The sequence below is a fragment of the Bacillus sp. FSL H8-0516 genome, from assembly GCF_038635285.1.
GTDB lineage: Bacteria > Bacillota > Bacilli > Bacillales > Bacillaceae > Bacillus > Bacillus safensis.
In genome coordinates this window covers 116,215-138,759 of sequence record NZ_CP152051.1, presented here as the reverse complement: position 1 = coordinate 138,759, position 22,545 = coordinate 116,215, and the positions used below count along the sequence as shown (strand labels likewise).

General features: G+C 42.1%; 22 protein-coding genes and 1 other annotated feature. All 22 genes read right to left on the bottom strand.

What is annotated here, in order from left to right:
* Positions 1–139: 139 nt before the first annotated feature.
* The 22 genes from MHB67_RS00725 to cysE all read right to left on the bottom strand — a co-directional run bounded on the left by MHB67_RS00725 (position 140) and on the right by cysE (position 22,533).
* Positions 140–1,099: an alpha/beta hydrolase gene (locus MHB67_RS00725; protein WP_342492720.1), complete on the bottom strand. Its 960-nt coding sequence runs from the start codon at positions 1,097–1,099 to the stop codon at positions 140–142.
* Positions 1,100–1,208: 109 nt separating this feature from the next.
* Entirely contained in the window at positions 1,209–2,399 is a 1,191-nt protein-coding gene (gene tuf / locus MHB67_RS00720) for an elongation factor Tu (RefSeq protein ID WP_034283892.1), read from the bottom strand.
* A gap of 118 nt (positions 2,400–2,517) precedes the next feature.
* Positions 2,518–4,596 carry an elongation factor G gene (gene fusA, locus MHB67_RS00715; RefSeq protein ID WP_024425594.1) on the bottom strand — a complete coding sequence of 693 codons (2,079 nt, stop codon included), beginning with the start codon at positions 4,594–4,596 and terminating at the stop codon, positions 2,518–2,520.
* A gap of 54 nt (positions 4,597–4,650) precedes the next feature.
* Entirely contained in the window at positions 4,651–5,121 is a 471-nt protein-coding gene (gene rpsG, locus MHB67_RS00710) for a 30S ribosomal protein S7 (protein WP_008356520.1), read from the bottom strand.
* Between the two features lie 121 nt (positions 5,122–5,242).
* Positions 5,243–5,662 (bottom strand): 30S ribosomal protein S12, encoded by a 420-nt coding sequence (gene rpsL, locus MHB67_RS00705; protein ID WP_008356518.1) that lies wholly within the window; start codon positions 5,660–5,662, stop codon positions 5,243–5,245.
* Between the two features lie 113 nt (positions 5,663–5,775).
* Positions 5,776–6,024: a 50S ribosomal protein L7ae-like protein gene (locus tag MHB67_RS00700; protein WP_024425593.1), complete on the bottom strand. Its 249-nt coding sequence runs from the start codon at positions 6,022–6,024 to the stop codon at positions 5,776–5,778.
* A gap of 144 nt (positions 6,025–6,168) precedes the next feature.
* The gene (gene rpoC, locus MHB67_RS00695) at positions 6,169–9,768 is read right to left on the bottom strand and encodes a DNA-directed RNA polymerase subunit beta' (protein WP_024425592.1); all 3,600 of its coding nucleotides are present in this window, start codon (positions 9,766–9,768) and stop codon (positions 6,169–6,171) included.
* A 61-nt stretch (positions 9,769–9,829) separates the two neighbouring features.
* The gene (rpoB, locus tag MHB67_RS00690; RefSeq protein WP_024425866.1) at positions 9,830–13,411 is read right to left on the bottom strand and encodes a DNA-directed RNA polymerase subunit beta; all 3,582 of its coding nucleotides are present in this window, start codon (positions 13,409–13,411) and stop codon (positions 9,830–9,832) included.
* Between the two features lie 255 nt (positions 13,412–13,666).
* Complete coding sequence (locus MHB67_RS00685) at positions 13,667–14,272, bottom strand: class I SAM-dependent methyltransferase (protein WP_024425591.1); 606 nt, start codon at positions 14,270–14,272, stop codon at positions 13,667–13,669.
* 96 nt (positions 14,273–14,368) lie between these two features.
* On the bottom strand, positions 14,369–14,734 hold the full coding sequence (rplL, locus tag MHB67_RS00680; protein WP_008345418.1) for a 50S ribosomal protein L7/L12: 366 nt from the start codon (positions 14,732–14,734) through the stop codon (positions 14,369–14,371).
* A gap of 48 nt (positions 14,735–14,782) precedes the next feature.
* The gene (gene rplJ, locus MHB67_RS00675) at positions 14,783–15,283 is read right to left on the bottom strand and encodes a 50S ribosomal protein L10 (protein WP_024425590.1); all 501 of its coding nucleotides are present in this window, start codon (positions 15,281–15,283) and stop codon (positions 14,783–14,785) included.
* 69 nt (positions 15,284–15,352) lie between these two features.
* Positions 15,353–15,493 (bottom strand) — a sequence feature (ribosomal protein L10 leader region).
* 49 nt (positions 15,494–15,542) lie between these two features.
* Positions 15,543–16,241: a 50S ribosomal protein L1 gene (gene rplA / locus MHB67_RS00670; protein WP_017359164.1), complete on the bottom strand. Its 699-nt coding sequence runs from the start codon at positions 16,239–16,241 to the stop codon at positions 15,543–15,545.
* 99 nt (positions 16,242–16,340) lie between these two features.
* Positions 16,341–16,766: a 50S ribosomal protein L11 gene (rplK, locus tag MHB67_RS00665; protein WP_003216956.1), complete on the bottom strand. Its 426-nt coding sequence runs from the start codon at positions 16,764–16,766 to the stop codon at positions 16,341–16,343.
* A 171-nt stretch (positions 16,767–16,937) separates the two neighbouring features.
* Positions 16,938–17,471, bottom strand: coding sequence for a transcription termination/antitermination protein NusG (nusG, locus tag MHB67_RS00660; protein ID WP_003217197.1), 534 nt, complete (start codon positions 17,469–17,471; stop codon positions 16,938–16,940).
* A gap of 171 nt (positions 17,472–17,642) precedes the next feature.
* Entirely contained in the window at positions 17,643–17,819 is a 177-nt protein-coding gene (gene secE / locus MHB67_RS00655; RefSeq protein ID WP_008345422.1) for a preprotein translocase subunit SecE, read from the bottom strand.
* 34 nt (positions 17,820–17,853) lie between these two features.
* Positions 17,854–18,003 (bottom strand): 50S ribosomal protein L33, encoded by a 150-nt coding sequence (rpmG, locus tag MHB67_RS00650; protein WP_008356502.1) that lies wholly within the window; start codon positions 18,001–18,003, stop codon positions 17,854–17,856.
* A gap of 76 nt (positions 18,004–18,079) precedes the next feature.
* Positions 18,080–18,736, bottom strand: a complete 657-nt coding sequence (sigH, locus tag MHB67_RS00645) for an RNA polymerase sporulation sigma factor SigH (RefSeq protein ID WP_008345424.1) — start codon at positions 18,734–18,736, stop codon at positions 18,080–18,082.
* Between the two features lie 63 nt (positions 18,737–18,799).
* Positions 18,800–19,312 (bottom strand): ribosome-dependent mRNA decay endonuclease Rae1/YacP, encoded by a 513-nt coding sequence (gene rae1 / locus MHB67_RS00640; RefSeq protein WP_024425589.1) that lies wholly within the window; start codon positions 19,310–19,312, stop codon positions 18,800–18,802.
* Positions 19,313–19,314: 2 nt separating this feature from the next.
* Complete coding sequence (rlmB, locus tag MHB67_RS00635) at positions 19,315–20,064, bottom strand: 23S rRNA (guanosine(2251)-2'-O)-methyltransferase RlmB (RefSeq protein ID WP_024425588.1); 750 nt, start codon at positions 20,062–20,064, stop codon at positions 19,315–19,317.
* A complete protein-coding gene (locus MHB67_RS00630) occupies positions 20,048–20,479 on the bottom strand; it encodes a Mini-ribonuclease 3 (protein ID WP_103132745.1) in 432 nt (143 codons plus the stop codon). Before MHB67_RS00630 ends, rlmB begins: the two co-directional genes overlap by 17 nt.
* A gap of 3 nt (positions 20,480–20,482) precedes the next feature.
* Positions 20,483–21,883 carry a cysteine--tRNA ligase gene (gene cysS / locus MHB67_RS00625; protein ID WP_044333797.1) on the bottom strand — a complete coding sequence of 467 codons (1,401 nt, stop codon included), beginning with the start codon at positions 21,881–21,883 and terminating at the stop codon, positions 20,483–20,485.
* Positions 21,880–22,533, bottom strand: coding sequence for a serine O-acetyltransferase (gene cysE / locus MHB67_RS00620; protein ID WP_024425585.1), 654 nt, complete (start codon positions 22,531–22,533; stop codon positions 21,880–21,882). Before cysE ends, cysS begins: the two co-directional genes overlap by 4 nt.
* Positions 22,534–22,545: the final 12 nt, after the last annotated feature.

The window sequence follows — 22,545 nt, the reverse complement described above, 5'->3', positions numbered from 1 at the left end:
CCGGGTGTGTCAGCAACCTCTCACTTCATCGCAGTCAAAGACCAACATGCACTATTGTACCAAATTGGCCTGCGTGTTGCAATAATAAATCGGATAAATTTATGATTTGCACACTTTTCATATTATACAGGGATTCAGCCTATAAATCAAGCTTTCCCTGAAGATGATGTATAGCAGTCTTTCTTATGATACGTATAAATTCATCTGGCTCTTCGATATGCGGAGAATGTGCAGAGTCTTTAAAGGTAAACCATTCTTTGATTGGCGCTTTTAATTGATCAACATATGGTTTTGATACAGCAGCTGGTGTAATCAAGTCGTGATCGCCAATGAGAAAGTAGCACGGTATTAATATAGTAGAAACTCGGTATTGAATACTCTCATTCATTAGCTGATCCCATAACTTGTCTTGACTAAACTTCTGCCCTTTTATGAACTTCCATTTATCTTTCAGCTGATATTGCTTACTAAAAAGAAACCCTTTTAGTATTTGAAAAACCGGCTTCCATCTATGTGTGAGACCTACGCTCGCAAACTCTTTATATAGAGAAAACAAGGCATGAGCTGACGTCCGTTTCCATGGAGGAGGCGTCAGTAATCGCAGACACCCAGTAAACAGCCGATTGCGATGGTATTTCTTCAAAAGAAGCTCGTATGATACGATATCTTCCTTTAACACATCTACTACCTGACTAATCCCATAATAAGCATGATAAAGATCCGGACGCTTATGTACTGCTTGTATGGCAATTAATGATCCCCACGAGTATCCTGCGATATACAATTTTGAATGACCTAGATAAGATAGGATCTTCTCTGTCAATTCAATCGTGTCTTCAATAAATTGCTGAATGGTCATCGATGCATCAGGAAGATTCTTTTGATAAGAAAGTCCTGCGCCCCGCTGATCCCAATGCACAACTGTAAAGTCCTGATCAAGTTCCTCGTGAAAGGAATCGATATAACTGATTTGAGCCGAGCCGGGCCCGCCGTGTAAAAATAAAAGTACAGGCTTCGTTTCACTCGTCTGATCTTCTTTCATCCTAATCCATTGGTCAATTCCACCAATCGACCATTTTTTCAAATATGTCTTTGCCATTCCAGCGATCCTCTCGGTTCCATTTAGATTCTATAGCTTATAGTAGCCGTTCTGATCTGGAAAAGCAAAAAAAGAGACCCTTTTGCAAGGAGTCTCTTTTGTATGTTTATTACTTAATGATAGTTGAAACGACACCAGAACCTACAGTACGTCCACCCTCACGGATAGAGAAACGAGTTCCTTCTTCGATAGCGATAGTAGAGATAAGTTCAACTTCCATCTCAGTGTTATCGCCAGGCATTACCATTTCAGTACCTTCTGGAAGATGTACGATACCAGTTACGTCAGTTGTACGGAAGTAGAACTGCGGACGGTAGTTAGCGAAGAATGGAGTATGACGTCCACCCTCTTCTTTAGAAAGTACATAAACTTCAGCTTTGAAACGGCTGTGTGGAGTGATTGTACCTGGTTTAGCAAGTACTTGACCACGTTGGATATCTTCACGAGATACACCACGAAGTAGTGCACCGATGTTGTCACCAGCTTCAGCATAGTCAAGAAGTTTACGGAACATTTCAACACCTGTAACAGTTGTTTTACCGTTTTCTTCTTGAAGACCGATGATTTCAACTTCGTCACCGACTTTAACTTGTCCACGCTCAACACGACCAGTAGCAACTGTTCCACGACCAGTGATTGAGAATACGTCCTCAACTGGCATCATGAATGGCTTCTCAGTGTCACGCTCTGGAGTTGGGATGTACTCATCAACCGCATCCATAAGTTCAAAGATTTTTGCTTCGTAATCAGCATCTCCTTCAAGAGCTTTAAGAGCAGAACCTTTGATAACTGGTACATCGTCACCAGGGAAGTCATAGTCAGAAAGAAGGTCACGAACTTCCATTTCAACAAGTTCAAGTAACTCTTCATCGTCAACCATGTCACATTTGTTAAGGAATACTACGATGTATGGTACACCTACGTTACGAGAAAGTAGGATGTGCTCACGTGTTTGTGGCATTGGACCATCAGCAGCAGATACTACTAAGATCGCGCCGTCCATTTGAGCAGCACCAGTGATCATGTTTTTAACATAGTCAGCGTGTCCTGGGCAGTCTACGTGTGCATAGTGACGAGTTTCAGTTTCATACTCAACGTGTGCAGTTGAGATTGTGATTCCACGCTCGCGCTCTTCTGGAGCACCATCGATTTGGTCATAAGCCATAGCCGTACCTTTACCAGATTTCTTATGAAGAACTGTTGAGATAGCAGCAGTTAGAGTTGTTTTACCATGGTCAACGTGTCCAATTGTACCAATGTTAGCATGCGATTTGGAACGGTCGAATTTTTCTTTAGCCATTCTAAAAATCCTCCTTAAAGGTTCATTGTATTTGGTATAGAGTGATAGAAAGTGAAGAGTTACCTCTCACTTTCTGATCTTCAATAGTAGTTATACTTTAGTTTAAAGGCAAAATCAATTATTCACCTTTATTTTTTTTGATGATTTCTTCACTGATGCTCTTAGGCACTTCTTCGTAGTGATCCATGTGCATAGTGAAAGTACCGCGTCCTTGTGTGTTAGAACGGAGTGCAGTAGCATATCCGAACATTTCAGAAAGTGGAACCATAGCGCGAACAACTTGAGCGTTACCGCGAGCTTCCATACCTTCTACACGTCCACGACGAGATGTGATATCACCCATGATGTCTCCCATGTATTCTTCTGGGATAACAACTTCCACTTTCATCATTGGCTCAAGTAGAACTGGGTTACATTTGCTGACAGCATTTTTCAATGCCATAGATGCAGCAATTTTGAATGCCATTTCGTTAGAGTCAACATCGTGGTAAGATCCATCAAATAATTTTGCTTTGATGTCGATTAATGGGAATCCAGCTAATACACCATTTTCAAGTGAATCTTCAAGACCTGCTTGAATTGCTGGGATGTATTCACGTGGAACAACCCCACCGACGATTGCATTTTCAAACTCGAATCCTGCGCCTTCTTCGTTTGGTTCGAACTCGATCCAAACGTGTCCGAACTGACCGCGTCCACCAGACTGACGTACGAATTTACCTTCAACTTTTGCACCAGAACGGAATGTTTCACGGTACGCAACCTGAGGAGCACCTACGTTAGCTTCAACCTTGAACTCACGCTTCATACGGTCAACAATGATATCAAGGTGAAGCTCACCCATACCAGAGATGATCGTTTGACCAGTTTCAGGGTTTGTTTGTGTACGGAATGTTGGATCCTCTTCAGCTAGTTTAGCTAAAGCGATACTCATTTTATCTTGGTCAGCCTTCGATTTAGGCTCGATAGCTACATCGATTACTGGCTCTGGGAATTCCATAGACTCAAGGATAACAAGATTTTTCTCGTCACAAAGAGTGTCACCAGTAGAAGTATCTTTAAGACCTACAGCTGCTGCGATATCCCCTGCATATACAGTAGAGATTTCTTCACGGCTGTTTGCGTGCATTTGAAGGATACGTCCAACACGTTCACGCTTGTTCTTAGAAGAGTTCTTCACGTATGAACCAGAATCAAGTGTTCCAGAGTATACGCGGAAGAAAGTTAGTTTCCCAACATAAGGGTCAGTCATAACTTTAAATGCAAGAGCTGCGAATGGTGCGTCATCAGTAGACTCACGAACAACCTCTTCATTTGAATCTGGCAGGATACCTTTGATTGCAGCAACATCAGTTGGTGCAGGAAGGTAGTCAAGCACAGCGTCAAGTACAAGCTGAACACCTTTGTTTTTGAAAGCAGATCCAACAAGAACTGGGTAGAATTCAACATTCAATGTTCCTTTACGGATTGCAGCTTTCAATTCAGGAATTGTGATTTCTTCACCCTCAAGGTATTTTTCCATAAGCTCTTCATCAAGCTCAGCGACAGCTTCAATTAGGCTGCTGCGAAGCTCTTCAGCTTTGTCTTTATACTCAGCAGGGATTTCTTTAGCATCAGAGCGAGTTCCAAGGTCATCTTCGTAGAAGTATGCTACGTTTTCTACAAGGTCGATGATTCCTTCGAATTGATCTTCAGCGCCGATCGGCAATTGTATTGCATGAGCGTTCGCTTGAAGACGATCTCTTAATGTGCTTACAGAGTAAAGGAAGTCCGCACCGGTTTTATCCATTTTGTTAACGAATACGATACGAGGTACTCCGTAAGTTGTTGCTTGGCGCCAAACTGTTTCAGTTTGTGGCTCTACACCTGATTGTGCATCAAGAACAGCAACCGCACCATCAAGTACACGTAAAGAACGTTCAACTTCAACAGTGAAGTCTACGTGTCCTGGTGTATCGATGATGTTTACACGGTAACCTTTCCATTGTGCTGTAGTAGCAGCAGAAGTGATTGTAATACCACGTTCTTGCTCCTGCTCCATCCAGTCCATTTGTGAAGCTCCTTCGTGAGTTTCACCAATTTTATGGATACGACCAGTGTAGTATAAGATACGCTCAGTCGTTGTCGTTTTACCGGCATCGATGTGAGCCATGATACCAATATTACGAGTTTTGTCTAAGGAGAACTCTCTTGCCATTGGGTAATTTCTCCTTCCTCATTAGGGAATAGTTTTTTTAGTTTGGTATAAATCCTACCAGCGGTAGTGAGCGAATGCTTTGTTCGCTTCTGCCATTTTATGTGTATCTTCACGTTTCTTAACAGCAGCACCAGTGTTGTTAGCTGCGTCAAGGATTTCGTTAGCAAGACGCTCTTCCATCGTTTTTTCTCCACGAAGACGAGCGTAGTTTACTAACCAGCGAAGACCTAAAGTCGTACGACGGTCTGGGCGAACTTCTACAGGAACTTGGTAGTTAGCTCCACCTACACGACGTGCTTTAACTTCAAGAACTGGCATGATGTTTTTCAAGGCTTGTTCGAAAACCTCCATCGCTTCATTACCAGTACGTTCTTTGATGATATCAAATGACTTGTAGAGAATTGTTTGTGCTTTTCCTCTTTTACCGTCGATCATCATTTTGTTGATCAAACGAGATACAAGTTTAGAATTGTAAATTGGATCTGGCAATACGTCTCTTTTTGCTACAGGACCTTTACGTGGCATCTGAATAGCCTCCCTTCTCTTTTAAAAGGATTTCTATCTGTCTCTCATCTCAATATCATTGTCAGTTACCTGACTCCACTGATCTGATATCAACTTCTAAAAACCCTTATGTTTGTTTGTATTATTTGCTTTGTTTAGGGCGTTTTGTTCCGTATTTAGAACGTCCTTGCATACGACCGTCAACTCCGGCAGTATCAAGCGCACCACGAACGATGTGGTAACGTACACCCGGTAAGTCTTTTACACGTCCGCCACGGATAAGTACTACACTGTGCTCTTGTAGGTTATGTCCGATACCAGGAATGTAAGCTGTTACTTCAATCAGGTTAGACAAACGTACACGAGCATATTTACGTAGTGCTGAGTTTGGTTTTTTCGGTGTCATTGTACCGACACGAGTACAAACCCCGCGCTTCTGTGGAGATGTTACGTTAGTGTGCTCTTTTTTGAAACTGTTGTATCCTTTGTTAAGTGCAGGTGACTTTGAGTTTTCAACTTTACTCACGCGTCCTTTGCGTACTAGCTGATTAATTGTAGGCATGTTGTTATTCCTCCCTTCATTACTTTTTTTATAACCCACATACCCAGGTGGTTCATCAAAAGGCAAAAAACAATGCTTTTGCATTTTAAGCATGCAAAAACAAAACAAGTACGTTATAACATAATGGCAACAGCTGCTGCCCCAACTTCAATTCCGCAGGCCTTGCCGAGCTTTTTCATGGAATCTACCACTAAAATGTCTACACCCTTCTCTTGTGCTAGTTTCAATACACTAGCAGTTAAAGCAGGATCAGCATCTTTCGCTACGACGACTTCCTTTACTGAATCTCGTTTTAGAGCTTTTACTGTTTGCTTCGTACCGATAATAATGGATTGAGCCTGTGATACTTTATCATAAGACATCGAATATCCTCCAAAGTAACAGGTTTTATTTTGAGCACCTTGGTTATATTATCATCATGGCAGAAGGATGTCAATATCGTATGACAGATTATCTTGACATCCTTCACCATTTTTGATGATTTTATAGGAATCTCACGAGAAAGATTACTCTACAGGAACCATATCGTCAGACGGCTGCACTTGCGAAACCGGCTTAACTTTACGGTAGTTTGGCATTCCCGTTCCAGCAGGAACAAGTTTACCAATGATCACATTCTCTTTCAAGCCAAGCAGTTCATCACGTTTTCCTTTGATCGCCGCATCTGTTAGGACACGAGTCGTTTCTTGGAAGGATGCCGCAGACAAGAATGAGTCTGTTTCAAGCGAAGCTTTTGTAATACCAAGAAGAACTGGACGGCCTGTTGCAGGACGTTTGCCTTCGAATAGTACTTTTTTGTTCGCTTCAGTGAATTGATGTACATCAAGAAGTGTGCCTGGTAATACGTCTGTATCCCCTGCATCAGCGACACGCACTTTACGAAGCATTTGGCGAACCATTACCTCTACGTGCTTATCTCCGATTTCTACCCCTTGCATACGGTATACTTTTTGTACTTCATGAAGCAGATATTCTTGAACAGCTGTCATGTCAGTCACTTTAAGAAGTTCTTTCGGATCGATCGAACCTTCTGTCAGTACTTGACCACGAGTAACTGTGTCACCTTCAACAACTTTTAGACGCGCATTGTAAGGAGCTGTGTATGAGCGAGTTTCAACTTCGCCTTGAACCACAATTTCCTGCTGCTTGTCACGAACATCGTTAATTTCAGCAACGACACCATCAATTTCAGAAATTGTCGCTTGCCCTTTCGGATTACGCGCTTCAAATAGCTCTTGGATACGAGGTAGACCTTGAGTGATATCGTCTCCTGCTACCCCACCGGTGTGGAACGTACGCATTGTAAGCTGTGTTCCTGGCTCACCGATTGATTGTGCAGCGATGATTCCAACTGCTTCACCGACTTCAACGTCAGTACCAGTTGCAAGGTTACGGCCGTAGCATCGTTTACATACACCATGAGGCGTGTTACATGTAAATGCAGAACGGATCCATACTTCCTCAATTCCTGCTTCAACTACTTCAAGTGCTTTATCTTCATCAATTAGTTCGTTTTCGGCTACAATGACTTCGCCTGTTTCAGGATGAACAATTGGTTTTCTTGCAAAACGTCCGATCAGACGTTCTTCAAGTTTCTCAATAATTTCATTTCCTTCTTTAATAGACTTCGCCAAGATTCCACGGTCTGTACCGCAATCTGTTTCACGGATGATGACATCCTGTGCAACGTCAACGAGACGACGCGTGAGGTAACCTGAGTCAGCTGTTTTAAGGGCTGTATCGGCAAGACCTTTACGCGCACCGTGAGTGGAAATAAAGTATTCCAATACGGTTAAACCTTCACGGAAACTAGATTTAATCGGAAGTTCGATGATACGTCCAGCCGGGTTGGCCATCAGACCACGCATACCAGCCAGCTGAGTAAAGTTAGATGCGTTACCACGCGCTCCAGAGTCACTCATCATGTAGATTGGGTTGACTTCATCAAGGGACTTCATCAGTTTACCTTGGATCACATCTTTAGAAGAACTCCAGATTGAAATAACTCTCTCATAACGCTCTTCTTCAGTAATCAAACCACGTCTGAATTGCTTCATGACGTTATCTACTTTTGCTTGTGCTTCTTCAAGAATTTGCTGCTTATCATCTAATACGACGATATCAGACACACCAACCGTAATACCGGCTTTAGTAGAGTATCTGAAACCAAGATTTTTCATGCGGTCAAGCATTTTAGATGTCTCAGTGATATGGAATCTCTTAAAGATTTCAGCAATGATTTTACCTAAAATACCTTTTTTGAACGGCGCATTGATTTCTTGTTTCTCGATCGCAGCTTTTACATCCTCACCTTTTTCAAGGAAGAAACGATCAGGTGTTTTTTCTTCAATATTGCTCTTTGTCGGCTCATTCATGTATGGGAATGATTCCGGTAAGATTTCGTTAAAGATCAGTTTTCCAACTGTTGTAATCAACAATTTAGAACGCTGTTCATCAGTAAATGTGACATTCTTCAACGAGCTAGCTGCAACAGCTACACGTGTATGAAGATGCACATAACCATTTTGATAAGCTAGAAGGGCTTCGTCAGTATCTTTGAAGACCATACCTTCTCCGATAGCACCTTTGCGCTCAAGTGTAAGGTAGTAGTTACCAAGCACCATATCCTGAGATGGCGTAACAACTGGTTTTCCATCTTTCGGGTTCAAAATGTTTTGAGCCGCAAGCATTAAGATACGAGCTTCAGCTTGAGCTTCAGCAGATAATGGTACGTGAACCGCCATTTGGTCACCGTCAAAGTCAGCGTTGTAGGCTGTACATACAAGTGGATGAAGACGAATTGCGCGTCCTTCCACAAGTGTAGGTTCAAACGCTTGAATACCAAGTCTGTGAAGAGTCGGTGCACGGTTTAGTAAGACTGGATGCTCACGAATAACTGATTCTAAAACATCCCATACTTCCGGCTGCACGCGCTCAATTTTACGCTTCGCACTCTTGATGTTGTGAGCTAATCCTTTTTCAACAAGCTCCTTCATCACGAATGGTTTGAATAATTCAAGAGCCATTTCTTTCGGAAGTCCACACTGATACATTTTCAAATGTGGTCCTACGACGATAACGGAACGTCCAGAATAGTCAACACGTTTACCAAGCAAGTTTTGACGGAAACGTCCTTGTTTCCCTTTCAGCATGTGAGAAAGAGATTTCAATGGTCGATTTCCTGGTCCTGTTACTGGTCGGCCTCTACGTCCATTATCAATCAAGGCATCGACAGCTTCTTGAAGCATACGCTTCTCATTCTGAACGATGATGCTTGGCGCGCCAAGATCTAATAAACGCTTCAGACGATTGTTACGGTTGATGACACGACGATAAAGGTCGTTCAAGTCCGAAGTAGCAAAACGTCCACCATCAAGTTGAACCATTGGACGTAATTCTGGCGGAATAACCGGAAGTACATCAAGAATCATCCAAGATGGTTTGTTTCCTGAGTTACGGAAGGCTTCTAATACTTCAAGGCGTTTGATCGCACGTGTACGGCGCTGTCCTTGAGCAGTTTTCAGCTCTTCTTTCAGTGTATCTACTTCTTTTACAAGATCGATATCTTGAAGAAGTTTGTTGATTGCTTCTGCACCCATAGCTGCTTGGAATGTATTACCGTATTTATCTAAATAAGCACGGAATTCTTTCTCAGAAAGAAGTTGTTTCTTCTCAAGCGGTGTGTTGCCCGGATCTGTCACGACGTAAGAAGCGAAGTAGATCACTTCTTCTAACGCACGTGGTGACATATCAAGAACAAGACCCATACGGCTTGGGATACCTTTGAAATACCAAATGTGGGAAACTGGGGCAGCCAGTTCGATATGCCCCATTCTCTCACGACGGACTTTTGCCCGTGTTACTTCTACACCACAACGGTCACATACAACACCCTTATACCGAACGCGTTTATACTTCCCACAATGACACTCCCAGTCTTTTTGCGGTCCGAAGATACGTTCACAAAAGAGACCATCTTTTTCAGGTTTCAGTGTACGATAGTTAATCGTTTCAGGCTTTTTCACTTCACCAAAAGACCAAGAACGGATTTTATCAGGTGATGCGAGACCGATGTTCATATACTCAAAATTGTTCACATCTAGCAAGGGGCCTACCTCCCTTTTAATCTTCGGGTTATACCCTAGTCACTTGCTCTAATCGTTTCTGCTATTCTTTTGTGACTGCGTCACGTTCAAGATCGACAGGTGCGAGGTCTGCAGCATCTTCGTCATTAGATAACGCTAATCCGTCTGCTTTCTTCGTTTCCTCATCGTCTTCTAAATCTCTCATTTCTATCTCTTCTTCATCGCCAGATAGGATTTTCACATCCATACCTAAACTTTGAAGTTCTTTGATTAACACTTTGAATGATTCAGGGACACCTGGTTCAGGTACGTTATCCCCTTTGACGATGGCTTCGTATGTTTTCACACGACCCACAACGTCATCCGATTTAACTGTTAAGATCTCTTGAAGTGTATATGCTGCACCGTAAGCTTCAAGTGCCCATACTTCCATCTCTCCGAAACGCTGACCACCAAACTGTGCTTTACCGCCAAGTGGCTGCTGCGTAACAAGTGAGTATGGTCCAGTTGAACGAGCGTGAAGTTTATCGTCAACCATGTGAGCCAGTTTGATCATGTACATGATTCCGACAGATACACGGTTGTCGAATGGTTCACCAGTTCGACCGTCATAAAGGACTGTTTTCGCATCACGGGACATACCTGCTTCTTCAAGCGTTTCCCAAACATCTTCCTCGCGCGCACCATCAAATACTGGTGACGCAATGTGGATGCCGAGGTAACGTGCAGCCATACCCATATGAAGCTCCAGTACCTGACCGATGTTCATACGAGATGGTACCCCTAGAGGGTTCAACATGATATCGATCGGTGTTCCGTCTGGAAGATACGGCATATCTTCTTCTGGAAGGATTTTAGAGATAACCCCTTTGTTACCATGTCGTCCGGCCATTTTGTCACCTTCAGAAATCTTACGCTTCTGAACGATGTATACGCGGACTAACTGGTTTACACCTGGAGGTAATTCATCTCCATCTTCACGGTTGAAGACTTTTACATCGTGGATAATTCCGCCGCCGCCGTGTGGAACACGAAGTGACGTATCACGAACTTCACGAGCCTTTTCACCGAAGATTGCATGTAATAGACGTTCTTCAGCTGTTAGTTCAGTTACACCTTTAGGCGTTACTTTCCCTACAAGAAGGTCTCCGTCTTTTACTTCTGCACCAATACGGATGATTCCGCGCTCGTCAAGGTTGCGTAAAGCATCTTCCCCAACGTTTGGAATATCACGAGTGATTTCTTCTGGTCCAAGCTTTGTATCACGAGCTTCTGATTCATATTCTTCAATATGAATAGACGTGTAGACGTCATCTTTTACAAGGCGCTCACTCATGATGATCGCATCCTCGTAGTTGTAACCGTCCCAAGTCATGAAGCCGACCATGACGTTACGTCCTAGAGCCAATTCACCTTTTTCCATAGAAGGACCGTCTGCAAGGATTTCCCCTTTAACGACTTCATCTCCAACACTTACGATAGGACGCTGGTTGTAGCAAGTCCCTTGGTTAGAGCGGACAAATTTCAGCAGGCTGTATTTGTCTAGGTTTCCTTTGACTTGTTGTCCGTCAACGTCTTCATAACGGCGAACCCAAATATTTTTTGCTTCTACACGTTCTACAACACCTGGGTAGCGGCAGATGACAGCAGCACCAGAGTCTTTACCTGATACGTACTCCATACCTGTACCAACAATCGGTGATTCTGGCTGCATCAAAGGCACAGCCTGACGCTGCATGTTCGCTCCCATTAGAGCACGGTTAGAGTCATCGTTTTCTAAGAATGGGATACATGCTGTCGCTGCAGAAACAACCTGCTTTGGCGAAACGTCCATGTAGTCAACGCGGTTTCGAGGAACAACGGTGTTTTCCCCTCTGAAACGAGCAATGATATTATCATCGATAAACGAACCATCATCAGCTAACTGAGCGTTCGCTTGTGCTACTACGTAGTTATCCTCTTCATCAGCAGTTAAGTAATCGATTCTCGGTGTCACTTTACCAGTTTCAGGATCAACCCGGCGGTAAGGTGTTTCGATAAATCCGAAGCGATTCACTTTTGCAAATGAAGATAGAGAGTTGATCAAACCAATGTTTGGACCCTCTGGTGTTTCAATCGGACACATACGTCCATAGTGAGAGTAGTGAACGTCACGAACTTCCATTCCTGCACGCTCACGTGTCAAACCACCCGGTCCAAGCGCTGACAGACGACGTTTGTGCGTCAATTCAGCAAGCGGGTTTGTTTGATCCATGAACTGAGAAAGCTGAGAACTACCAAAGAACTCTTTGATAGAAGCGATCACAGGACGAATGTTGATCAGCTGCTGAGGTGTGATCGTGTTTGTGTCTTGAATTGACATTCTTTCACGGACAACACGCTCCATTCTGCTTAGACCAATACGGAATTGGTTTTGCAGAAGTTCACCTACAGAACGCAGACGACGGTTACCAAGGTGGTCGATATCATCTGTGTCACCTACACCATGAAGAAGGTTGAAGAAGTAACTGATTGACGCAATGATGTCAGAAGGCGTGATGTTTTTCACAGCTTCCTCTACATATGCATTACCAATCACGTTGATCACTTGCTCGCCTTCTTGATCAGTCGGTGCATAAATCTTAATAGATTGAAGTTCTACTTCATCTTCTACTACGCCACCATTAGGATAAAGCTTTCTAAATCCGATGCCGTTTTCTAAGTATGGAAGAACTTTATCAAGAACTCTTCTGTCTAAAATTTGACCTTTTTCTGCTAGAATTTCACCTGTTTCAGGATCAACTAGCGTTTCAGCCAATTTTTGATTGAACAGTCTATTTTTAATATGAAGCTTCTTATTAATCTTGTAGCGTCCAACATTTGCTAGGTCATATCTCTTCGGATCGAAGAAGCGAGAGTCTAGCAAGCTTTTCGCATTTTCAACAGTTGGCGGCTCTCCAGGACGGAGGCGCTCGTAGATTTCGAGAAGTGCTTTATCCGCATTCTCTGTATTGTCTTTTTCCAGTGTGTTGCGTAAGTATTCATTCTCGCCAATGAGGTCAAGAATCTCTTGATCAGAGCTGAAGCCGAGAGCACGCAAAAGAACCGTAACCGGCAACTTACGTGTGCGATCGATGCGTACATAGACTACATCCTTCGCATCAGTTTCGTATTCTAACCATGCGCCACGGTTTGGAATGACAGTCGCAGTAAAACCTTTTTTACCGTTTTTGTCTACTTTACCACTGAAATATACACTTGGAGAACGCACTAACTGAGAAACGATTACACGTTCCGCACCATTAATAATAAAAGTACCTGTGTCTGTCATGATTGGGAAATCACCCATGAACACATCTTGGTCTTTTACTTCTCCAGTTTCTTTGTTAATTAAACGAACTTTTACTCTTAGTGGAGCAGAGTAAGTTACATCACGTTCTTTTGATTCTGCTACAGGATACTTAGGATCCCCTAGGCTGTAATCAATGAATTCAAGAGAAAGGTTACCAGTAAAATCCTCAATTGGGGATATATCTTGAAACATCTCTCTAAGACCCTCATCAAGAAACCACTGATAAGAAGAGGTTTGAATTTCAATGAGATTTGGTAATTCTAACACTTCGCTTATGCGTGCGTAGCTTCTGCGCTGGCGGTGTCGTCCATACTGAACTAGTTGACCTGTCAACTGATTCACCCCTCAAATCATGCGTATTATATGTGTAAAAAGTATTTCTGTCTTTCAAATGTCAGTAAAGAAATACTTTTACAAGACAAAAGAAAAAAGGGTTTCTAAAATAAGAAAACCACATCCAAAAACAAATACCGATTTTATTAGTTTTCCCAAGTATGCATAATTTATACAAAATAGTTGTTTTTTAAGCCTATCAAGCAAAATATACACATTGGCATTTTATAATGTTAACACAGCTAGGAAACTGCGTCAAACTTTTTTAGCTTTGATGATATAGTAGCCCTTTTTTTTCAGCACAACCTCGACTTCTCCAAAGAGCTGCTCTAATTTTTCAATCGCAGATGGTCCACCTTGCTTTTTCTGAATAACCACCCACAACTCACCTTCCGGCAATAAATGATCAGCACTTTTTTCAAAGATCGCATGTACAACTTTCTTCCCTGCCCGTATTGGGGGATTGGTCAGTATAGAGGCAAAAGCAGCTGAGGAATGAACATTCGAGAACAAATCACTTTGATAGATGCGAACATTATCAATGCGATTATGTTTAGCGTTTTCCTTTGAAAGTTCGACTGCTCTTTCGTTCACATCAATCATATGAATGGTACGGCTAGTCATTTCGTTTGCTAACGATAAGCCGATCGGTCCATAACCGCAACCGACATCTAAGACATCGCCATCCAAGTCAGGTTCTTCGAAAGCTTCAATTAAAAGCCTTGAACCAAAGTCGACTTCTTTCTTAGAAAACACTCCACTGTCACTTGTAAAAGTAAAGGTACGGTTTCTCAAGGTGAAGTCCCATGTCTGTTTATTGCTTTTCACTGATGGCTTTTCCGTATAATAGTGGTCACTCATGGTGAATGGACCTCCTCTGGATTCAATCGTTTCAGGAGATTAGAAAAGAAAAAGCCCGCCAGTAAAAGCGAGCTTTCCCAAAAGATTAGGCGAAGATTACTTAACTTCTACAGAAGCGCCAACTTCTTCAAGCTTAGCTTTAAGTTCTTCAGCTTCTTCTTTAGCAATACCTTCTTTAAGTGGTTTTGGAGTGTTGTCAACAAGTTCTTTAGCTTCTTTCAAGCCAAGACCAGTGATTTCACGAACCACTTTGATAACTTTGATTTTTTGGTCTCCAGCACCAGCAAGTACTAGATCAAAATCAGTTTTTTCTTCAGCAGCAGCACCGCCACCAGCAGCTACAGCTACAGGAGCAGCAGCAGTTACGCCAAATTCTTCTTCGATTGCTTTTACTAAGTCGTTTAACTCAAGTACAGTTGCTTCTTTAACTGAAGCAATGATTTCTTCGATATTTAAAGCCATTTGTAATTCCTCCATTTTAAGTTTTTTTACGTAAACGTAAAGTACGCATTAAGCGCCTTGTTCTTCTTTTTGATCTGCAACTGCTTTAGTAGCAAGAGCAAGATTACGAACTGGAGCTTGAAGAACGCTAAGCAACATAGAAAGTAAGCCTTCGCGAGACGGAAGTTCCGCAAGAGCCTTCACTTCTTCTACAGTCGCTACGTTTCCTTCGATGACACCAGCTTTGATTTCTAAAGCTTCGTGGCTTTTCGCAAATTCGTTGATGATTTTCGCAGGTGCGATAACATCTTCGTTACTGAATGCGATAGCGTTTGGACCTGTTAAGAAATCGTTTAAACCCGTTAGTTCAACTTGTTCAACTGCACGGCGAGTCAAAGTGTTTTTGTAAACTTTGAATTCTACGCCAGCTTCACGAAGCTGTTTACGAAGTTCAGTCACTTCAGAAACTGAAAGACCGCGGTAATCTACAATGACAGTAGACATACTATCTTTAAATTTAGAAGTAATTTCATCAACGACAACTTTTTTAGTATCGATTGCATTGCTCATGGTTACACCTCCTGTACATTCTTTGTGTAACACTTATACCGATCAGGCCATCACGTTCCTAACGAACGGTTCTCCATATAAAAAGCCTCCATTAAGACATGGAGGCTGTATATACAAGCATACGTTAACGTAAGACTGTGACATATACACCTCGGCGGGTTAATTAAGCCATAAGGCCCCTGCTGTCTACGGTATAAATGGACATTATTCTATTTTACAACATTTTGATATTATCAAAATGGTTGTCATAAGTCAAGAATTATTTTGCAGAGAAAGAAGATGGATCTACTTTCACGCCAGGGCCCATAGTAGATGTAACAGAAACGTTTTTCACGTATACACCTTTAGCCGCTGCAGGTTTTGCTTTAAGGATTGTGTCATAGATTGTTGCAAAGTTCTCAACAAGCTTTTCGTCCTCGAAAGAAACCTTTCCGATTGGCGCGTGGATGTTACCAGCTTTATCAACGCGGTATTCTACTTTACCAGCTTTGATTTCATTGATTGCTTTTTCAACTTCGAACGTTACAGTTCCTGTTTTAGGGTTTGGCATAAGACCTTTTGGTCCAAGTACACGACCGATCTTACCAACTTCACCCATCATGTCAGGCGTCGCAACGATTACATCGAATTCGAACCAGCCTTGTTGGATTTTAGTGATGTAATCAGAATCTCCAACGTAGTCTGCTCCAGCAGCTTCTGCTTCTTTTGCTTTTTCGCCTTTAGCGAACACAAGAACGCGTTGAGTTTTACCAGTTCCGTTAGGAAGTACAACTGCACCGCGGATTTGTTGATCGTTTTTACGAGGGTCTACGCCCAAACGAAAAGCAACTTCTACAGTCGCATCAAATTTAGCTGTATTTGCTTTTTTTGTAAGAGAAACAGCTTCAGCTACATCATACGCTTTTGTACGATCGATCAGCTTAGCAGCTTCTACATACTTTTTACCTTTTTTAGCCATTATAAAAATCCTCCTTATGTGGTTTTAGCGGAATAACCTCCCACGAATAAGGGTTGCGAACTTGTCAAAACCAAACTCGCAACCCAACAAGACAAAAAATTAATCTTCGATGACAATACCCATACTGCGTGCAGTACCTTCAACCATGCGCATAGCTGATTCAACGCTAGCAGCGTTTAAGTCAGGCATTTTTGTTTCCGCGATTTCGCGTACTTTATCACGCTTAACAGTTGCCACTTTATTACGGTTAGGTTCACCAGAACCAGACTCAATACCAGCTGCTTTTTTAAGTAAAACTGCAGCAGGTGGAGTTTTAGTAATAAATGTAAATGAACGGTCTTCAAAAACCGAAATTTCAACAGGAATGATAAGACCAGCTTGGTCAGCTGTACGAGCGTTAAACTCCTTACAGAATCCCATGATATTAACACCGGCTTGACCTAGTGCAGGTCCAACTGGTGGAGCTGGGTTAGCTTTTCCAGCAGGAATTTGCAATTTAACAACTTTAACTACTTTTTTAGCCACGAGACACACCTCCTTAAAGTCCGTGATGTGGTAATAGGGGAATCCCCCTCCCACTCAACAACTTCATTCTTTATATGAATGACGAAATAACTAGCTAGCGATCTTGAGTGAACTCAAGACGTACCTTTGCTATATTACCACTTCTATACACTCATTTCAAGCTCTTTTAAATTACAATTTATCGATCTGCGTGAACTCAAGTTCAACAGGTGTTTCTCTACCAAACATATTAACGAATACTTTGACTTTGCTTTTATCGTAATCAATTTCTTCAATCGATCCAGTGAAGTTAGCAAATGGTCCATCAATGACCTTAACTGTTTCTTTCAGTTCAAAGTCGATTTCTGTTTTGCGTTCTTCAAGACCCATTCTCTTCAGAATGGTTTCGGCTTCGCCTGGCAGCAGTGCAGTCGGCTTTGAGCCTGATCCAGCTGATCCAACGAATCCAGTGACACCTGGTGTATTACGAACAACATACCAAGAGTCGTCAGTCATCACAATTTCCACTAGAACATAGCCAGGGAATACCTTCTTTTTGACGACTTTTTTCTTACCATTTTTAATATCCGTTTCTTCTTCTTCTGGTACGACGACGCGGAAGATTTTATCCTGCATGCCCATTGATTCAACACGCTTTTCCAAATTCGCTTTTACTTTGTTTTCATAGCCAGAGTACGTATGCACAACATACCAATTCTTTTCCATTTTCGTTCAGGACTATTTAGTCCTTCCCTCCCCACATTTCATAATGTCTATTTGACGAATCTCGAGTAACGGTAAATATTTTCAAGCAATTGAAAAAACCCGTAAAACGGGTTTTTTGGCAAGTCATATTATGATCTATTATAGCACGTTCAGCAGACCATTATTCAAGTATTAATGAATTAATTCGATTAATTGTGAGATTCCTATATCAAGAAAAGAGAAAAAGATGGCAAAGAATACGACTGTTAAAATAACAGTGATTGTGTAGCGGACCATTTCGTTCTTCTTTGGCCAGCTGACCTTTTTCATTTCTTTTCCGACACTTTTTAAGAAACTGATAATACGCATGTAAAAGACCTCCACAGATTAAAGAACGCAAATCTTACTTCGTTTCTAAATGTGTTTTATGTGAATTACAAGTCTTGCAATATTTCTTAACTTCTAATCTTTCAGCTGCTGAAGCAACACTTTTCATTGTCGTATAATTGCGGCTTCCGCAGTCTTTACAGGCTAGAGTAATCTTTTTCCTCATATTTACACCTATTTTCTCGACATCATTTCATTAGTACCTTATCACAGTGTCGAAAAAGCTGTCAATATAGGTTTGATTAGAGACTAATCTCGCGAAGCTCTAAATATTTCTCTAATTTTCTCTTTACTCTTTGGAGTGCGTTATCAATTGATTTCACATGACGGTTTAAATCTTCCGAAATCTCTTGATAGGATCTGCCATCAAGATAAAGCACAAGTACCTTTCTTTCCAGCTCGCTTAGCAGTTCACCCATCTTCATTTCGATATCATCAAATTCTTCTTTGCTAATGATTAAGTCTTCTGGGTTAAGCGCTTTAGCACCGGAAATGACATCCAATAATGTTCTGTCCGATTCTTCATCGTAGATCGGCTTGTCTAATGATACATAGGAATTTAACGGGATATGTTTTTGGCGAGTAGCTGTTTTAATTGCGGTGATAATTTGGCGGGTAATACATAATTCTGCAAAAGCCTTAAATGAAGTAAGCTTGTCCTCTCTGAAATCGCGGATAGACTTATAAAGTCCGATCATTCCCTCTTGGACAATGTCCTCTCGATCCGCTCCTATCAAGAAATAAGATCTTGCTTTCGCACGTACAAAATTGCGGTATTTCGTTATTAAATAATCTAGCGCATCACTATCTCCGACATGAACCCTTTCAATGACTTGTTCATCTTCCAACTGGCAAAATTGCTCTCTGATGGACTTACCCTTGCTGTTGTTTAGATTCACTTCGATCCCCCCGACCGCACCTAGATAGAAATATTATACATTAATGGTTGAAATATCGTCAAGCTATTCCAGATTCCCGCGCCGCCATTTTTCAAACGTTTTCAATACATCTTCTGACAATTCAATCTTAGATGCTGGTTTATCAGACGTAATCTTTTTGACCCTCGTTTCAATCTTTCGTTCTATCACTTCAATCTCTCTTAAAAGCTCACGAGCCGACTTCCGAAGAGCTCCTTGTCCAAAAATAGCCCATTGTTCCGTAAAATCTGAAGTTGCCACATGAATTTGCGTCCGGATATTATTCAAATCCTGCGCCAGCTTTTCAATCCGCTCATCCGCCGTTTCATTCTCTCTCGTAAAGATGACCTCTACTCGGTGGTTGGTCCGCTTTTTTTCAATTCCTTTGACCATATGGGCATCGAATACGACAATGACTCGATACCCTGTGTAGGCTTGATATTCTGCTAAATGTTGAATCAGCACGTCTCTGGCTTCTTCAAAGCTGTTTTCCTTTAAGTGCTGCAGCTGAGGCCATGCACCTATCATGTTGTATCCATCGACTAAGAGGATATCCATCTCTATTCTCCTAACGGATAACGTTTTCGATACACTTCATACATCAATAGACCAGCCGCAACTGATGCGTTTAACGAAGTAACCTTCCCGGCCATAGGCAGTTTAATCAGAAAATCACACTTTTCTTTAATCAATCGGCCAATTCCTTTTCCTTCACTGCCAATCACAAGAGCCAGCGGCATTGTGCCATCAAATTGTCTGTAATCCTGTTTAGCAGACGCATCTGTTCCCGCAACCCAGATTCCTCTTTCTTTCATTTCATCAAGGGCTCTTGAAAGATTGGTCACTTTTGCAACAGGAATATGCTCAATTGCTCCAGTGGATGCCTTAGCAACTGTTGTTGTTAGACCGACCGCTCTCCTTTTCGGAATGACAATCCCGTGTGCACCTACAGCATCTGCCGTTCTCATAATAGATCCTAAATTATGCGGGTCTTCAATTTCATCTAAAATCAGAAAGAAAGGCTGCTCATTCCGCTTTTCAGCGATTTGATACAGATCGTCCAATTCTGCATATTCATATGCTGCTACTTGTGCAACGATTCCCTGGTGCTGACCTGTAACCATTTGATCAAGCTTTTTCCTCGGAACATACTGAATGGTGATATTTTGCTTTTTAGCGAGTTCAATGACCTGCTGGGCTTGTCCTTTTACAGTGTTTTCTGCCATCCAGAGCTTGTATAACTCCCGATCTGACTTCAGTGTCTCAATCACTGCATTTTTCCCAATGACATAATCATGTTGCTGACTCATTTGTCTTCCTCCCTGACGTTCCGATTTCAATCGCCTGACCAATCAGCTCTTCTAAGCGTTCGTCCTGCTTTTCGATAAATAAATAACCCATAAGCGCTTCAAACGCTGTACTATAACGATACGTTTGAACGTCTGTGTTTTTAGGCACTGTGCCTGATTTTGCGTTTCTTCCTCTTTTCAGCACCGCTTCTTCTGCTTCAGTGAAAAAGCGTTGCTGCTGAAGCGTAAATAAAATAGCAGCCTGTGATTTAGCTGAAACAATTTTGCTTGCTCGTTTGTGCAGCTCATTGGGTTTTGTCGCCCCCGTTTGGAGGAGGTGATGCCTCACATATACTTCAAAAATGGCATCACCCATATAAGCCAGCGCAAGTCCGTTCAGCTGTTTACCGTCTTTCAGCTTTTCAAAATTCAACATTGCCTATTCTCCTCTTTTCCAGCGAGTACCTTGAGGAGTGTCCTCCAACACAATATTCATGTTCTTTAATTGATCACGAATTTGATCAGATAGAGCAAAGTCACGATTTCTTCTAGCTTCATTGCGTTTTTCAATTAACGCTTCTACCTCTTCGTCAAGCGTGTGCTTTTCTTCTAATGAGAAGCCGAGAACAGACGTAATTTCTTGGAACAAGCCGATAAATGCCTTGATCACTTCCTCCGAAGTATGATCATTTTCCATATAATAATTCGCCTGTTTTGCTAATTCGAATAAAACAGAGATCGCATTTGCCGTATTGAAGTCATCATTCATTTCAGAAACAAATGTCGCACGCTGCTCTTCAATTTTTTCCAGCCATTCAGCATTATCTTCCGTGATATTCGTGCTGCTCTCAAGACGGTGATGTAAATTCGCATACGATGTCTTGAGTCGGTTAAACGCACTCTTTGTACTTTCTAATAAATCCATTGAGTAGTTAATTGGGTGGCGATAGTGAACCGACAACATAAAGAAGCGGAGCACATCAGGATCTTGTTCTTTCACAATGTCATGCACGAGCACAAAGTTGCCAAGTGATTTTGACATTTTTTCATTATCGATATTAATATACCCGTTATGCATCCAATACTTCGCAAAAGGCTTCCCTGTCAAAGCCTCAGATTGGGCAATTTCATTCTCATGGTGAGGGAATGTTAAATCCTGTCCGCCAGCATGAATGTCGATCGTATCACCTAAATATTTTTTGACCATTGCCGAGCATTCGATGTGCCAGCCTGGGCGTCCTTTGCCCCACGGGCTATCCCAAGAGATTTCCTGATCCTTTGCAGCCTTCCAAAGAGCAAAGTCCAGCGCATCTCGTTTCTTTTCACCTACACGAATACGAGCACCCGTCTTCAGTTCATCAATTGATTGGTGAGAAAGCTTTCCATAACCTTCAAATGAGCGTGTGCTGTAATACACGTCACCATCTGCTTCATAGGCGTAGCCTTTTTCAATCAATGTCGCAATAAACGCAATGATATCATCCATGTTTTCCGTCACTCGCGGGTGAAGGTCTGCTTTTTTGCAGCCGAGCGCACTGACGTCTTCGAAGTAAGCTTGGATAAAACGATCAGCAATTGTCGGCACATCTTCTCCGAGTTCATTGGCTGCTTTGATGAGTTTATCATCCACATCTGTAAAGTTTGATACAAAGTTCACATCGTAACCGCTGTATTCTAAATACTTACGTACAGTGTCATAAACAATAGCAGGTCTAGCATTCCCGATATGAATGTAGTTATAAACGGTTGGTCCGCACACATACATTTTGACCTTTCCTGGCTCAAGCGGGACAAATTCTTCCTTCTTACGTGTCAATGTATTATAAATATTGATTGTCATGATTGTTCTTCCTTTCTGCTCAATGAAGCCAGCTCACCTTTTAGCTTTTCCATTTCTCGTTCCAATTCTTTAAAACGATCGGAAACTGGATCTGGCAAATCTTGATGGTTGAGATCACGATTGATTTTCTTTCCATTTTGAACGACCACTCGCCCAGGTATACCTACAACAGTGGAATGGTCTGGGACGTCTTTTAACACGACCGACCCTGCACCAATCTTGGACCCTTTTCCAACCGTGATAGAACCAAGCACCTTGGCACCTGTCGCAATGAGGGCATCATCTAAAATGGTCGGATGCCGCTTTCCCTTTTCTTTCCCTGTTCCCCCTAATGTCACGCCTTGGAAAACAGTGACGTTGTCTCCAATTTCACATGTTTCCCCGATCACGACGCCCATGCCGTGATCAATGAAGAACCGCCTGCCAATGGTTGCCGCCGGATGAATTTCCACCCCTGTGAAAAAGCGGCTGACCTGAGAAATGATCCGCGCAATAAAATACAGCTTCCGCTTATAAAATGCGTGCGCAATACGGTGAGCCCAAATCGCATGAAGCCCTGAATAGGTTAGCACTACTTCAATATAGCTTCTAGCAGCAGGATCTTGATCAAACACAGTATCAATATCTTCTTTCAGCATTTTGAAAAACACATGCTCCCCCCG